The 15,107-nt window shown below is 46.6% G+C and carries 13 protein-coding genes and 1 riboswitch; of the genes, 2 read left to right on the top strand and 11 right to left on the bottom strand.

What is annotated here, in order from left to right; all coding sequences use genetic code 11:
* Positions 1-269: 269 nt before the first annotated feature.
* Both ACFOGI_RS04885 and queF read right to left on the bottom strand, forming a co-directional pair.
* A complete protein-coding gene (locus ACFOGI_RS04885) occupies positions 270-911 on the bottom strand; it encodes a queuosine precursor transporter (protein WP_390269289.1) in 642 nt (213 codons plus the stop codon).
* Between the two features lie 54 nt (positions 912-965).
* Complete coding sequence (gene queF / locus ACFOGI_RS04880; protein ID WP_390269286.1) at positions 966-1,454, bottom strand: preQ(1) synthase; 489 nt, start codon at positions 1,452-1,454, stop codon at positions 966-968.
* A 121-nt stretch (positions 1,455-1,575) separates the two neighbouring features.
* Positions 1,576-1,621: riboswitch (PreQ1 riboswitch) on the bottom strand.
* A 209-nt stretch (positions 1,622-1,830) separates the two neighbouring features.
* On the opposite strand from queF, the gene ACFOGI_RS04875 reads away from it, so the two are divergent.
* Complete coding sequence (locus tag ACFOGI_RS04875; protein ID WP_390269283.1) at positions 1,831-2,544, top strand: radical SAM protein; 714 nt, start codon at positions 1,831-1,833, stop codon at positions 2,542-2,544.
* Positions 2,545-2,590: 46 nt separating this feature from the next.
* Here the strand turns inward: ACFOGI_RS04875 and ACFOGI_RS04870 are convergent, their stop codons facing one another.
* From ACFOGI_RS04870 to ACFOGI_RS04830, 9 genes are all read right to left on the bottom strand, one after another.
* Positions 2,591-3,592, bottom strand: coding sequence for a sodium:calcium antiporter (locus tag ACFOGI_RS04870; RefSeq protein WP_449366681.1), 1,002 nt, complete (start codon positions 3,590-3,592; stop codon positions 2,591-2,593).
* 185 nt (positions 3,593-3,777) lie between these two features.
* Positions 3,778-5,625, bottom strand: coding sequence for an asparagine synthase (glutamine-hydrolyzing) (gene asnB / locus ACFOGI_RS04865; RefSeq protein WP_390269277.1), 1,848 nt, complete (start codon positions 5,623-5,625; stop codon positions 3,778-3,780).
* A gap of 131 nt (positions 5,626-5,756) precedes the next feature.
* A complete protein-coding gene (rpiA, locus tag ACFOGI_RS04860; protein WP_390269274.1) occupies positions 5,757-6,437 on the bottom strand; it encodes a ribose-5-phosphate isomerase RpiA in 681 nt (226 codons plus the stop codon).
* 30 nt (positions 6,438-6,467) lie between these two features.
* Positions 6,468-7,199: a chemotaxis protein gene (locus ACFOGI_RS04855; RefSeq protein ID WP_390269271.1), complete on the bottom strand. Its 732-nt coding sequence runs from the start codon at positions 7,197-7,199 to the stop codon at positions 6,468-6,470.
* Positions 7,200-7,476: 277 nt separating this feature from the next.
* Complete coding sequence (opp4A, locus tag ACFOGI_RS04850; protein ID WP_390269268.1) at positions 7,477-9,318, bottom strand: oligopeptide ABC transporter substrate-binding protein; 1,842 nt, start codon at positions 9,316-9,318, stop codon at positions 7,477-7,479.
* A gap of 152 nt (positions 9,319-9,470) precedes the next feature.
* Positions 9,471-10,379 carry an ABC transporter permease gene (locus ACFOGI_RS04845; RefSeq protein ID WP_390269265.1) on the bottom strand — a complete coding sequence of 303 codons (909 nt, stop codon included), beginning with the start codon at positions 10,377-10,379 and terminating at the stop codon, positions 9,471-9,473.
* Positions 10,380-10,406: 27 nt separating this feature from the next.
* Complete coding sequence (gene opp4B, locus ACFOGI_RS04840) at positions 10,407-11,369, bottom strand: oligopeptide ABC transporter permease (protein WP_390269262.1); 963 nt, start codon at positions 11,367-11,369, stop codon at positions 10,407-10,409.
* A 7-nt stretch (positions 11,370-11,376) separates the two neighbouring features.
* The gene (locus ACFOGI_RS04835; protein ID WP_390269259.1) at positions 11,377-12,309 is read right to left on the bottom strand and encodes an ABC transporter ATP-binding protein; all 933 of its coding nucleotides are present in this window, start codon (positions 12,307-12,309) and stop codon (positions 11,377-11,379) included.
* On the bottom strand, positions 12,296-13,312 hold the full coding sequence (locus ACFOGI_RS04830) for an ABC transporter ATP-binding protein (protein ID WP_390269256.1): 1,017 nt from the start codon (positions 13,310-13,312) through the stop codon (positions 12,296-12,298). Before ACFOGI_RS04830 ends, ACFOGI_RS04835 begins: the two co-directional genes overlap by 14 nt.
* Before the next feature lie 615 nt (positions 13,313-13,927).
* On the opposite strand from ACFOGI_RS04830, the gene ACFOGI_RS04825 reads away from it, so the two are divergent.
* Positions 13,928-15,082 carry an acyl-CoA dehydrogenase family protein gene (locus ACFOGI_RS04825; protein ID WP_390269253.1) on the top strand — a complete coding sequence of 385 codons (1,155 nt, stop codon included), beginning with the start codon at positions 13,928-13,930 and terminating at the stop codon, positions 15,080-15,082.
* Positions 15,083-15,107: the final 25 nt, after the last annotated feature.

Here is a 15,107-nt window from a genome sequence, read left to right as displayed (position 1 = left end):
ATCTGCCCGGTAAGCCGTTATACTTGATACTATTTTAAACTTCTATATTCCCCCTGCAGAATTTTTGGAAACAAGTACTTATTCAATATCGGACAAGTTGATTGTTTAATAACTTACGGCAGGATCCTTCAGTTTCTATGAGCAAGGCCTCAGATCCGAATAAAGGGTGATGGAATCGTCCTTCTGCTGATTACTCTGCGCTTCTGCTATTTCCTCCATGCCCTGCTGATTTAATTTTAAAAATCAGCCCCATAAAAAAACGTCATTCCTCAGGAGGAATGACGCAAGGCAAGTTCTGACTGCTCTTGTGTTCCGCGTTTCCTGGCCATGTAGACCAGCAGATAGACGATGGGTGTATCAATGAGCGCCACGATCAGTTTAAATACATATTGGGTTGCAATCATACCAAGGAGAACACCTGTCGGTACCATTCCCCAAAAGGCAACCGCAATGAAAATGGTGGTATCCACGAGTTGGGCGGCAGCTGTGGAAATATTGTTTCTCAACCATAGTTTCTTCTCTCCATGGTGGGATTTCAGCCGGTGGAAAAGACTCACGTCCAAATGCTGGCTGGCAACATAAGATAATAGACTGGCCAGCATGACCCGGAAACTGCCGCCGAGAATGGTTTCGAATTCTGCTTGGAAGCCAAAATTAGGTGCTGCAGGAAGTTGTATTGCAATAAAAACGAACACCATCACGAGCACCTGGGTAAAGAAACCTGCCTGCACGGTTTTTCTTGCCGCGTCCCTTCCGTAGACCTCACCAATTACATCGGTAACCAAAAAGGTGATAACATAGACGATCACTGCTGCCGGCAGAATGAACTCACCGACACTGAAAAGCTTTACCCCAAGAATATTGGAAACAACTAAAAGCCCGACAAATAAAGCATTCAAATAGACAAACATTATTAATCCTCCCTGTACATAGGTGAGGTTCTAGTCCAACCCTGGCTCCCGCTATCAGCGGTTATCAATGGTTTCCGGATACATATCATGGTTCATCATCCGATGTTCCGCGATTTTTTCGTACTTGGTGCCAGGACGTCCGTAATTGCAGTAAGGATCGATGGAAATCCCACCACGCGGGGTGAATTTCCCCCACACTTCGATATACCGTGGATCCATGAGTTTAACCAGATCATTCATAATGATATTCATACTGTCCTCATGGAAACCGCCGTGGTTGCGGAAACTGAAGAGGTACAGTTTCAACGCTTTGCTCTCCACCATTTTCACGTCGGGAATATAGCTGATATAAACGGTCGCAAAGTCTGGCTGATTGGTAATGGGGCATAATGTAGTGAATTCCGGACAATTGAATTTCACGAAGTAGTCACGGTCCTGATGATTGTTTTCAAATGTCTCAAGCACCTCGGGATTATAATCAAAATCATAGCTGACACCTTGGTTCCCCAGCAGGGTCAATTCAGATACATCCTGTTTTTTCATACAATCTCCTCCTTCTCTTCTTCCTTCCATAGTTTCTGGATTTCCATCTGACAGAAATGCCATCATGTGCTGAAATATAAAAAAGCCATGTGTCCTAAGGCACATGGCTTCATTTCATGAATAGTGCTTAGTTTTTTATAGAGGGTTGGACTAAGAACCTCTCACGTATTCAACATTCATATTATACACTGTCGCCACTTCTCTGTCATCTGCAAATTTTTGCCTTTGTAATATACACATTATTGTAATATTTTCCACGGTAGAAGGGCTCATCTTGTGATATATTGAACCTATAGAACTGTTACATACCTTATATTATACTTCTGTCCGGCGCCATATTTACGGCGGACAGAAGTTTCCGAGAGGAGCAGAACAGATGAAGGATCGAATCCATTCCATACAGACATGTACAAAAGATCACGGTCCCGGCCTCCGTTATTTATTGATCATGCAAGGATGCCCGATGCGTTGTAAATCCTGTCATCATCCGGACAGCCGGAAAATTTCAGAAGGCAGGGATATTACTGTTGAAGAAATCATAGAGGATGTGACGACCTATCTTCCGTTCCTGCAAGCTTCGGGAGGAGGAGTAACTGTAAGTGGCGGTGAAGCCTTGCTCCATACCAAATTTCTAAATAAACTCTTTGGTGAGTTGAAGAAACTCGGCGTACATACAGCCATTGACACTGCTGGAAGCTGCTACACCAAATCCGATTTTTTCCTGCGGCAGCTGAATCAGCTTCTGTCTAAAACGGACCTTGTACTGCTCAACCTGAAGCAAATTAATCCTCTTAAACATAAAGCACTCACCGGAATCACCAACCGTCATATTCTGGAGTTCGCTGAACATTTGGCGGAACAGCACGTCCCTGTATGGATCCGCCATGAACTGATTTCAGGCATCAGCGACCAAGATGAGGATTTAATTCTTCTCTCTGAGTTCATCCACTCTTTAAGAAACGTAGAAAAGGTTGAAGTGGTTCCCTACCGGAATGGCAACTTACTAGGTGGCATCAGCCAGGATATGAAAACTCCGACCGTAGCCCGTATCACCAACGCAGAACAAATATTGAATTATGAAATCATCTAAAAAGGGGTACCCATTGAAGGAGGTACCCCTTTTTTACTCGTGATGATTATCCTTGGAACAACAGATAGGAAACGATGAAATATCCTATGACTGTTATCATTGACGGGATGCTGTATGTCCACAGAGAAGCTGAACGCTTTCTCAGCAATGCCCAAATCAGTACCGCGGAAAGTAGAGTAATGGCAATTCCAGTATACACATTCGACTGGGAAACATCGGCCAATATGGAACCGCCTTGGTAAACAGCATCAGATATTGCGAGGATGATCATGTTGAACATGTTGCTTCCGAGGATCGAGCCTACTGCAAGATTCATGTTCTTCAGCCTCAAGGCAGCGTACACGGAAACAGCTTCCGGTAAGGATGTCGTAGCTGCAATCAGGAAGCTGCCGACAAAACTTGAACCCATACCGGTAATGACTGCAATCTGATCACCGGTGATCGATAATACGGTCCCCGCTAGAAGGATGGCTATGGCAGCAATGATGAAACCGATGACCGCTTTTTTAATCGACATGTCTTTTGCCGGTTCATTCGTTTCCGTCTCTGGACCATCGCCCATCAGTGCCTCTGTCGGTTCTGGGGCAGAAGGCAGACGGCTGATGATGACCATACCAATAATGTATATAAGAAGTACCAGAAGGGCATCCACCCCAATGCCTATAATCGTATAATCAATCCGCAAAAAGAGAGCCAAAGTAACAACCAGCATCAGGAACAAACCAAGTACTGCTGAGAATAAATGGCTTCTCCCTGCTTGATGATACAGCTGTCTTCTTCGATACAATAGGTCAAACACAGCTAGAATCAGCAGGTTGAATAAATTCGATCCCAACATATTACCGATCGCTATGTCGATATTGCCAATCACTACCGCCGAGAAACTGGTAGTCACCTCTGGAAGGGAGGTTGCCCCGGCAAGAAGGATGGTTCCGACAATCATACCGCCCATCGTGGTCTTTTCACTGATAACGTCCGCATACTCGGACAATTTCATGGCAGTATAGACGGTTAATGCAGCAGCAAGAAAAAATATTACGAATACCAATAGAATCACTCCTCATTTCAAGACCCATCCATTAATATACCCCCAACCTCCAAAATTGAAAAGCAAACTGTCCAATTAAATGGACTTCTTGGGAACACCAAAAACCCTGCCGGAAGAACGGCAGGGTTTTTGGTGTCCTGTATGTCTTAGGCAGAGAAAGGATCCGCCTGCATACAATTCCATTCCTAATTACTGGCTTTTACATCATACTCACGAAGCCAATAGTCAATTTGGCATAAGTGGGCAATCAATTGCGGGCCTTTCATCAGCTGACCATACCACGGATCCTTGAACTCCTTCCCTCCGCTACGGTTAATGGCCTCCACTTTCTCCCGCTTCAAAAATTCGAATAATGGGGAGTCTGCGTCGGCAAGGATTTCATCCATCCATTTTACAGCAGCCTTCGTATACTCTGGCTGGAAAGTTCTTGGATAAGGGCTTTTTTTCCGGTACAGGACGTCATCCGGCAATATCCCTTCCAAGGCTTTCCGCAAAATCCCCTTTTCCCTGCCGCCATGCATTTTGATTTCCCATGGGATATTCCAAACATATTCCACCAGCTTATGATCGGCAAAAGGGACGCGGACCTCCAAGCTGGCTCCCATGCTCATCCTGTCTTTTCGGTCCAGCAATTGGGCCATGAACCAATGCATGTTCAAATAAAATAATTCCCTCCTGCGTGCATCTTGCTCTTTCTCCCCGTCAAGCCGTGGTGTCTCCCGACGTGTTTCCCTGCTTCTGTCTTGCACATATGTTTTCATGTCCAACTTCTTCTGCCATTCCGGGTGAAGAAGATCAATCCGGGCGTCAAGTGAGCGCATCCACGGAAACCCAATGTCACTAGATGAATGAGGGTCATGAAACCACGGATATCCGCCGAAAATCTCATCCGCACACTCCCCAGAGAGGCTGACAGTCGTATGTTGCTTTATCTTGCGGCAGAACCACAACATGGAAGAATCAATATCCGCCATGCCGGGCTGATCTCTGAGCCGTACGGATTCCTTCAAATATGCTGCTAATTCCGAACCGGATATCACTTCATCATGGTGGTCGGTCGAACAGTATTGCACCATCTTATCTATCCAGGGCTGATCGGTGGAAGGTTGAAACTTGCTTGCCTGAAAATGCTGCTCATTCCCTTCATAATCGATGGAAAAGGTTGGAAGCACTCCCCTTCCCTCCTTACGGAAATAATCAGCGGCTATCGCTGTAATGGCACTGGAATCCAGCCCACCGGACAAAAAGGTGGAAACCGGCACATCGGAAACCAGCTGTCGCTGAACCGCATCGACAGACAAATCTCGGACATTGGATGCCGTTTCATTTACGGAATCATCATGTTTTTCACTCACCAGGTTCCAATAGCGCGAGACTTTCAACCCATCTTTTGAGTAAGTAAGTACATGGCCACCTCGAAGCTCCCTAATGTCCTTGAAGATCCCATGACCCGGAGTCCTGGATGGGCCGAGTCCGAATATTTCCGCCATGCCATCCCGTTCCAGTTCCGCCTTGGTATCTGGATGTTTCAAAATCGCTTTTATTTCAGAACCGAAGAGAAGCCTGCCTTCCTTCTCCAGGAAAAATAACGGTTTCACTCCCAGTCGATCCCTTGCCATAAAGAGGCGCTGTTCCTGTTCATCCCAGATGCCGAATGCATAGATGCCGTTCAAGCGGTCGACACACTCATCTTTCCATTCCATATAGGAAGTCAACAACACTTCCGTATCCGATGTGGTCTGGAAGCTATACCCACGTTTAAGGAGTTCACGCCGAAGCTCTGCTGTATTATATAATTCCCCATTATATACAAGCGTATAGGAACAACCATTTTTGGACTTGGTCATCGGCTGTTTCCCACCTTCTACATCCACTACAGCCAGCCGTTTATGCCCGAACGCTGCATTACCGCCTATCCAAACCTGTGAGTCATCCGGCCCCCGCAGTATCAATGTATCTGTCATCTTCCGCAGGATTTGCCGTTCCGGATAGAGTGGCTTTTTCCTATCAATGATGCCTGTTATCCCGCACAACGCTGATCACCCTTTCTTCGAGCTAAAAACCCCGCTTATCAGCATATGCAAGAAGAGAAGGTTATGTGCCCATTTTTCCATGAACACAAAAATCCCTGCCGGCTACCTTGCCTGACAGGGACCCATCTTTTTTATGCTTTGGAAATCACTTCCACTTTATCTTGCTTGCCAACCACTATTTTATCGGCCATGCCGATGAACAGACCTGTTTCTATTACTCCGACAATGTCTTTCAAATCATTATGTAATGTGGCCGGGTCTTTAATTTGTCCAAAAGGGCAATCCAGAATATAATTCCCATTATCGGTGACATATGTCTCTTCACCGGCAGTCCGAAGCTGTGGTGAGCACCCGAGCGCAGCAATATGCTTGGCGGTCACTTCCCAGCCAAACGGCAGCACCTCCACTGGCAGTGCAAATTTGCCTAACTGTGATACAAGTTTGGATCCGTCGACGATGATGACGAGTTCCTTTGCAGCAGCAGCTACTACTTTCTCACGGAACAATGCTCCGCCGCCGCCTTTGATGAGATGCAATTGTTCATCCACTTCATCTGCTCCATCAATTGTCAGGTCCAACTCCTGAACCTTGGAAAAGTCCGTCAATGGTACGCCGAATTCCCTTGCCCACTCTGCAGTAGTGTTGGAAGTAGGGACTCCTTCAACATCAAGTCCCTCTTTCACTCTTTCTCCCAGTTTTTTTACCATCCAGTAGACGGTCGAACCGGAACCGAGTCCAACTTTCATGCCATCTTCCACATTCTCGACTGCTGCTTCTCCAACAAGTTTTTTCATTTGATCTGCCTCATTCATCCTATATCCTCCTCCCGGGAAAATCTTCCCTTATCCTAGCTTACCATTTATTTTTTTCCATGTCCTAGCAAGTCCACATGCAATCCGGCCGGCAACCTGTTCATCTTTATCATACGATAGATGGGACAGCGGGTTCCAACCGGTGAATAATCCACCTGCGTTTACAGCAATGTCTTCTGAAACAGCGGAGTCAAATGCCTCATTGACCGGCTTCAAGGGAAATGCCAGCACATCATCCCTATCATAAAAGTTGACCCATTCACCATTCAACTCGGGATGGTATGTCGTAATAAAAGGTGAAGGCACATGGATCGGCAATCCGAAGTCCATATAACGGAGTGTCCATAAAGCCATCGGGCTGCCCATTGTATAGAATAATGTCATCGTATCGCATCGTTCGAGTGGAGAACTCCCGATCATTTGCAACATTATCTGATCTCTATTGTCCCGATTGTATTGAAGGTCATAATAATAGTTGCTTGCAACGATTGACCCAAGACTATGGGCAATGACACATAGCGGAGCAGTCGGGCCCGCCTTTTCCCTCAGTCTGTGGAGCGCCGAGGCCAACACAGCATGCACCTTGTCATAATTAAGCTTTCCATTTGCTGCCGGCTGATATGCCACGGCATCTGCCAGAAATTCAATCACAAATCGCCTCAAACTGGCATAGTCCAAATCAGCATTTTCCTGCAGTCTTCCCCAAAGTTTCTCCTGCTCTGATGCGAATATATCTGACCAATAGACAGGCTCAAAAACCAATACGTTCTCCGGCTTTTCCACCCCGGTAAGTTGTGTGAAATGTTTGGAAACCCCAGCAATGATATCTTCTGCAAAATTTTCCTTTGGTGTACCGGCCCCGTGCAGAATTGCGACTGCTACCTGCAGGTCGACCTCCCCCCATCCTTAACATTTTTTATGGTTACAGCTTACTAGAAGCTAGAATAGATTTTAAGATATAAAATACCTATTTCCTAAAGTTTCCTCTATTTACCGTAAAACAGAAAAAGGTCCGCAAGGCGGACCTTTCATTATTCTTCTATTCTACTGTTTCGGGTTCTTCCTGTGTCAAAGAAATCTCTTGTGGCTCCCACCATTCAGCAGTGATGGAATAATTCTGTACGCGATTGTTCACCGGTACTAGTTCAGCACGATAGAGCGTTGGGAATACGGGGATTTCCTCTACCATCAATTCCTGCCATTCCTTATAAACCTCTTGCCGGTGTTCCAAATCCAGGGCAGCTTCGGACGCTCCTTCTTCCAGAAGACGGTCATTTTCCTCGCTGGCATAACGGGAATAGTTGAACATTGCCTCCCGTCCATAAGTCCCTGCAGGATTAACATCTGTAGCTACTCCCCATGCACCCTGGTAGATATCAATCACTGGATCATCTGCCTCCACCCTGTCGTAGAAGGAGTTGAATTCCAATAGACGGCCATCCACCAATTGTACATCCAAACCGACTTGGTTCCATGCCTGTATATAGTAGTTGACCAACGGTTCAGCAATGTCACTGCCAGACATGGATGCAAAGTTGATGACCAGCTCTTCACCTTCAGGGGTCTCACGCATGCCATCTCCATTCGTATCTTCATAACCTGCCTCATCCAGGATTTGCTTTGCCTGGTCCGGGTCATAGGTCGGTGCTTCGATGGAAGGGTCGTGATACGCCTCATGGAACGGCGGAATCAGTGTGTTGGCACTCCAGCGAAGACCATTATAGAACTGGTTGCCGACCGCATTGTTATCTACGGCATGCCACATGGCTCGGCGTAGATTGACATCCGCCATTTTTGCATCTTCATCCATCACAACTTCACCGAGTTCTTCATCCCATTCACCAAGTTTAAAGCCGATATACGTGTACGCCCGGTCCACACGGCCAAGAAATTCTACATTGGTCAGACTTTCTTCCACATCAGGATATTGTTCAGTAGGAAAGCTGTCAACCATGTCGACATCTCCATTTTCCAGTGCCTGAACCACGGTCTGTGGGCTGACAACTTTAACGGTAACTCCGTCCAGTGCCGGTTCTCCCTTCCAGTAATCCTCGTTCGCTGTCATTGTTACAGATTCTCCTGGAACAATACTTTCTACTTTGAAGGCTCCCATACCGATTGGATTCTCCCTCACCTCTGGAGATTCTGCCATTTCTGCAACCGGAATGTCCTCGAATACATGTTTCGGCAAGGCATATGGCCAGATGCCACCTGCAAGTAGAGATGGACCTGCTTCTTTAAAGGTGATTTCCAATGTTTTTTCATCGATTACTTTTATACCTGAGATTTCATCCGCTTCCCCGCTATGATATTCCTGCATCCCTTCGACATTTGTGAAGCTGGAGTCATAACGGATCCCGGTGTATTCCGGGTGGCCGATGACTTCATAGGAGAATGCCCAGTCTTCCGCAGTTACCGGCTCCCCATCATGCCAGTTGACACCATCCCTGATCGTGAGGGTGAATACATTCCCTTCCTCATTCACTTCAAAGGTTGCAGCTCCATCATTTGTATAGTTGAAACTCTCATCAATAGACAATAGTGAATCATCAAACCAATTTATTATTTCTCTATCATAGTCCCCTGAATAGAAGGCCCAGTTTAACGTCCCCTCAAACACGGTGTCCGTCACCAGACCGAAATTCAGCGTCCCGCCATCGATTGCTTCTCCTTCATTTGTGGTGACAGGCTCGAAGTCTTCAATGGAATAAAGTCCATCTTCCGATCCTTCTGCTCCTTCTTCTGTTCCTTCAGAATCTGACCCAGAATCTCCACTGTCGTCCGAACCTTCCCCGCCACTCTCATTACCGCATGCTGCCAGTGCAAGCAACAATACCATCATGAGAGCCAAAAGCCATTTGCTCAAGCTTTTCTGTGCCATCCTTGTAACCTCCCCTTTTAATTACTTCTTCTCTGCCAGCGATGCTCCTCAACCAGCAATATACTCAACATCAATACAAAGACAGATTGATGATGGTACCAATGGTAGTGTCCCACTCTCTCAGGCATCACTCCTTTCGAGCAACTCTACGATCAACCTCTCCGCTGCCTGGCGTCTGTTGCTCGTTTCAGCGCTTCCCCCACATTGCGAACAGCTAGCATCAGTAGAAGAATTAGAACAGCTGCCGGTACCCAGATCCACCATCTGTATTCCAGTGTCTGTGGATTGGTTGCATAGCTTAACAGGGTCCCAAGGCTTGGTGTGCTTTCCGGAAAACCGAAGCCGAGGAAGGATAAGCCCGACTCCAATCCGATATTGGCCGCCAGGTTCAACGTCATCGTGACGACAATCAACGAGGTGATGTTAGGCAGGACCTGGGTGAACATGATTTTAAAGTCGGAGGAACCCAATGTTTTGGATGCCTGGGCATAGTCAAGCTCTTTTTCCTGTAGCGCCTTCGAACGGATCAGCCTTGCTATTCCCATCCACAAGAATGCCGTCATGATCAACGAAAAGGATACGATTCCGTAATCAGGGACGATGGAGACAAATACAATGACGATCATCAGCATCGGCAAAACCATGAAGAAGTCCAGAATTCTCATTAGAGCATTATCAATATGACCGCCGAAATAGCCGGAAACCAGTCCATAGATGATACCGATCGCTCCGCTCATCAAGGTTACGAGGAATCCGATGGAGAGGGAATTTCTCGTCCCGATGATCAACTGTCCGAATATATCCCTTCCCCCATAATCTGTGCCCAGCCAGAATTCTTCACTTGGCGCTTCATGAATAGAGAACAGGTCCACTTTGACAATCTCATCCTGTTCCAGAAACAAGGAGGTTCCATAAACAAAAGCCGTGATGATTATGAGGAAAATCAACGAAGTCAGTGCCAGCTTATCCCGGACAATTTCCCGCCAAAGGATCCGCATGCCTGAAGGGCTTCTGGTGGAATCCATGCTCTCTGCAGTTGTATTCATTCGGTTTGATTCCATTTCTATCACCTCAGTGCTATCTGATTCTTATTTGATGCGTATACGCGGGTCGACAATGCTCAGGATGATATCGGACAGCAGTGCTCCCAGAATGGAAGCAATCCCGAACAGCAGTACAACCGCTGTAACTACACTGTAGTCACGCAGGGTGATCGATTCCAGGAAGAGCTGTCCCATTCCTGGATAACCGAAGATTTGCTCTACAAAAACGGTGCCACTGATCAGGCTGGTGATTTCCCAGCCGAAGAATGCTGCGATTGGAAGCAAGGAGTTCCTGAAAATATGTTTATTATAGACCCTTGATTCTGATGCACCCTTTGCTCTTGCTGTCACAATGAAATCCCGTTGTTTCGTATCGATTATTTCGCTTCGCAGATACTGCACCGTATTCACTGTAGTAATCAGCGCCAGGGAGAGTCCGGGGAGGATCAAATGGTACAACTTGCTCAGAAAATAATCGACCGTTCCCGGCTGGAGGCCTGGTGCCACACTACCACTGGTCGGAAACCAGCCGAGGTTGTATCCGAAAACCCAAAGCATCACAAGTGCGAAAATGAATAACGGCGTAGCAAAACCGATGTACGTGTAACCTGTGATCCCCTGATCCAGCAGGGAATCATTATATCTCCCACTCAGAATTCCAAGGGGGATAGCAATAAGATAGGTGAATATCAAGGTTACAAGGGACAGCCAAAAGGAGTTGATAATCCGTTGTTCGACAATATCAGTGACAGGCATCTTGAAACGGAAGGACTGTCCCAGATCTCCTTGGAGCACTCCGGCCACCCAGTCACGGTACTGGACATGCCATGGATCATTCAGCCCCATTTTCTCCCGTTGTTCTTCCAGGGTTGCCCTGTCCACGTTCGGGTCCAGCACCCCGGTCAGCGCATCGCCCGGCATGGCCTGGGCCATCAAAAAGATCAATACGCTGAGTATGATAATTTGCGGCATGGTGATCAACAGCCGCCTGACGATGAATTTCCACATCTGTTCATCACCCCTTCTCCGGCAAGGCCACCAGATGCGACTTCGAAATCGGTTTCAATCCATATGCCAAGCCTTCTTGGTCGAAATAATCATCATAGAACTGTTCATACTCCCGCTTCACTTCCTGCCTGTAATGAAACTGCTTCTTCCGATTGGCTGGATTGATATCAGGAATTGCCGCAATCAGACGTTTCGTATAAATATGCTGGGGATGTTGGAAGATGTCTTCATTGGTCCCTTTCTCGACATAACGTCCCTTGTACATGATGGCAATATCATCACACATGTGTTTGACAATTCCCAAATCATGACTGATAAATAAGTAGGTAAGATTCAGTTCTTTTTGGATATCCTGCATGAAGTTGAGCACCTGGGCTTGAACAGAAACATCCAAAGCAGATACGGGTTCATCGGCGATAATCAATTTCGGCTTCAGGGCAATCGCCCTGGCCACTCCGATCCGTTGCCGCTGTCCTCCGGAAAATTCATGTGGGTATTTCACCATGCTTTCAGGACTTAACCCCACCATTTCCAGGAGTTCCTGTACCCGTTTCTTCTCCTGCTGCCTGCTCAGCTTTTCGAAATTCCTCAAAGGCTCGGCAATAATATCCTGTACGCGTTTCCTTGGGTTCAGAGAAGAATAGGGGTCCTGAAAGATCATTTGGATATCTTTGCGCATTTTCCTTGTCTGGCTCTTCCTGTCGGTGATATCCCTCCCTTGGAAAATCACCTCACCTGAAGTGATTGTTTCCAAGCCGATGATTGCCCTGCCTGTCGTTGTTTTGCCAGAACCTGACTCTCCGACAAGTCCGTAGGTTTTCCCCTCTTCGATGGTGAAAGAGACATCATCCACTGCCTTTATGTGGCCCATGGTGCGATTGAGGATCCCGCCTTTGATCGGGTAATACACCTTTAAATTGTTGACTTCAAGAAATGCCATGGGATTGACCCTCCTTGCTTTCATCCGGGAAGTAGAAATGTTTATAACAGGTACAGCGAACAAAATGCCCCGGACTTACTTCATGAAGTTCAGGCCGATCCTCATGAACCGACTGATCCACCCATGGAATCCGTGCTGCAAACCGGCAACCTTCCCGTGGCAAGTTCTTCAAAGAAGGGACAATGCCTTGGATCACATGGAGTTTATCCTGACCCTCTGTCGGCACGGAATTCAACAGGGATCTTGTGTAGGGATGGAGCGGCTTCTCAAACAGTGTATATGCATCAGCTATCTCCACTACCTGCCCGGCATACATGACGGCCACCCGATCCGCCATTTCGGCAACCACTCCTAGGTCATGGGTAATCAGGATAATACCTGCATGCATGTCCTCCTTCAATTCTCTGATCAAATCCAGTATTTGTGCCTGTATGGTGACGTCAAGTGCGGTGGTCGGCTCGTCGGCAATCAGCAGCTCTGGTTTATTTGCTATTGCAATGGAGATCATCACACGCTGCCTCATACCTCCAGACAGCTCATGCGGAAACTGCTGAAAAACATGTTCCGGCCGTGGTATCCCTACCAAGTTCAGCAGTTCGATCACCCGGTCTTTGCGCTGTCGCTGTGTCATTTCCGGCCGGTGCAGAATCAAGGTTTCCGCAATCTGATCACCAATCTCCATCAAAGGATTCAATGCAGTGAGCGGGTCTTGGAAAATCATCGCCATATCATTTCCACGCAATTTATTGAGCACACCTGGGGAAATATCTGTAATGTCCTGACCTTTGAACTGGATATTTCCTTCAATCTTGGCTCTCGTATGAAGGCCCATGATGGAAAAAGCCAAAGCGCTTTTTCCGGAGCCTGATTCTCCAACAATCCCAAGTACTTCATTTTTATTCAAAGCGAGGGACACGTCATCCACCGCTGCATAGTAATCATCACCAATACGGAAAGAAGTTTTTAGATGGCTGATATCCAATAATTTCTCTTTATTTCTCAAGATAATCCCCCTAATGAAGAAGTTGCATTCTGTAGTTGAGCATGTCCGGAACGCATCACAACGGACGATTGATGCCCTAGGGAGCTTCTCTCTATGTCCCTTGGAAGGCTATGCATTTCCCTTTTCAGTCTTCCTTCACTTCCGTTACAATTCTAATGAAAGGTTGAAACTTCAGATAATATAATCATATACAATAGTAACAATCTCATGTGAATTCATGATAATCTGTGGCCATACAACTGGTTTGGTGTGTAAAAAAGAGCGGCCCGCAATATGTCTGGATAGTATGGTCATGGTCGTTGGTCACTGCGTCCCTCAAAAAATGAGGTGTGATCGTACATATAGAAGATATGTTCGTAGGAAGGTTAAATGGTAGATTTGTAATATTATTTTAATAAGTTAAGAGTAGTATAATTTAATATTTTTGAAAATGCAATATCTTTCAACAAATTGTATAAACCGCTTTAACCCTATCCTTCAAAGGGCAACCACACTGGATTACCATAATCCTATCATAATGGGATTTCCTGGAAAATAGGTCAAATGATTACTCTTTCTATGAAAATTGCTAGACATCCCTGCCACAGCAAAATGAACCTAAAGGAGGAAATAGGAATGGAACTTTTGAAACTTGCTACCATGGAGGAGAGATTGGAAAAGATGGAGGATGTTGCATCCCGATTTGCCGAGCGTGCTCAGAAACATGATGAAGAAGGAACCTTTCCTAAAGAAAATGTGAAAGAATTGAAGGAGATCGGATATCCCTCCCTTACCATCCCTGTTAAATATGGAGGTATGGGAATCTCCCTCTATGAACTGCTCAAAATGCAGGAAACCATTGCAAGAAAGGATGGTGCGACTGCATTATCGATCGGCTGGCATATGGGCATCACCAAATACTTGGGGGAAAATGGAATCTGGGACGAAGTGAAGTACAAAGAATTTGCCGAGGACGTACTGGCCAATGGCGCTCTACTGAATAATGCAGCTACTGAACCAGCAACGGGGAGCCCGACCCGCGGTGGCAGACCCGAGACCACTGCAGTACAGACGGATTCGGGATGGAACATCAATGGCAGAAAGACATTTACCACCATGGCTCCTGTTCTGGATTATTTTGTCGTGAGTGCCTCTATCAAAGGCACAGAGCAGACCGGCAATTTTCTCATCCGCCGAAAACTTCCTGGTGTCTCTGTAGAAGAAACATGGGATTCTATTGCCATGCGGGCCACTGGAAGTCACGACCTCGTACTGGAACAGGTAAACGTGAAAAAAAATGATTTAGTGGAATATATCCAACCCGGGAACAAGCCTGCAGCCGGATGGCTCCTACATATCCCGGCCTGTTATCAGGGCATTGCCAGAGCGGCACAGGAATATGCTGCAGGATTTGCATCCACCTATTCGCCAAACAGTATTGAGGGCACCATTTCTGATCTGCCCAATGTTAAACAGAAACTGGGAGAAATAGAACTGATGCTGATGGAGAGCGAACACTTCATATATAGTGTCGCTGCAAAGTGGGATGCTGCAGACAAGGATGCACGCAATAAAATGAAACCGGTCTTAGGGGCTGTAAAGCTGTCTGTTGTCAATAAAGCGGTAGATGCTGTCGATAAAGCCATGAGAATCACCGGTGCACGAAGCCTGTCCCGAAATAACCCACTGCAGCGGCATTATCGTGACGTCCGGGCCGGAATCCATAACCCGCCAATGGATGACATGACCATCATGCAGTTGGCAGACAAGAGTCTTGTGGAACGCACTTGACCATGGACGCCGCTACCTCATCTCG

The organism is Virgibacillus xinjiangensis (genome assembly GCF_042643145.1).
In the GTDB taxonomy this organism is placed as follows: domain Bacteria; phylum Bacillota; class Bacilli; order Bacillales; family Amphibacillaceae; genus Virgibacillus_O; species Virgibacillus_O xinjiangensis.
This window is presented reverse-complemented; position numbering and strand designations above follow the sequence as displayed.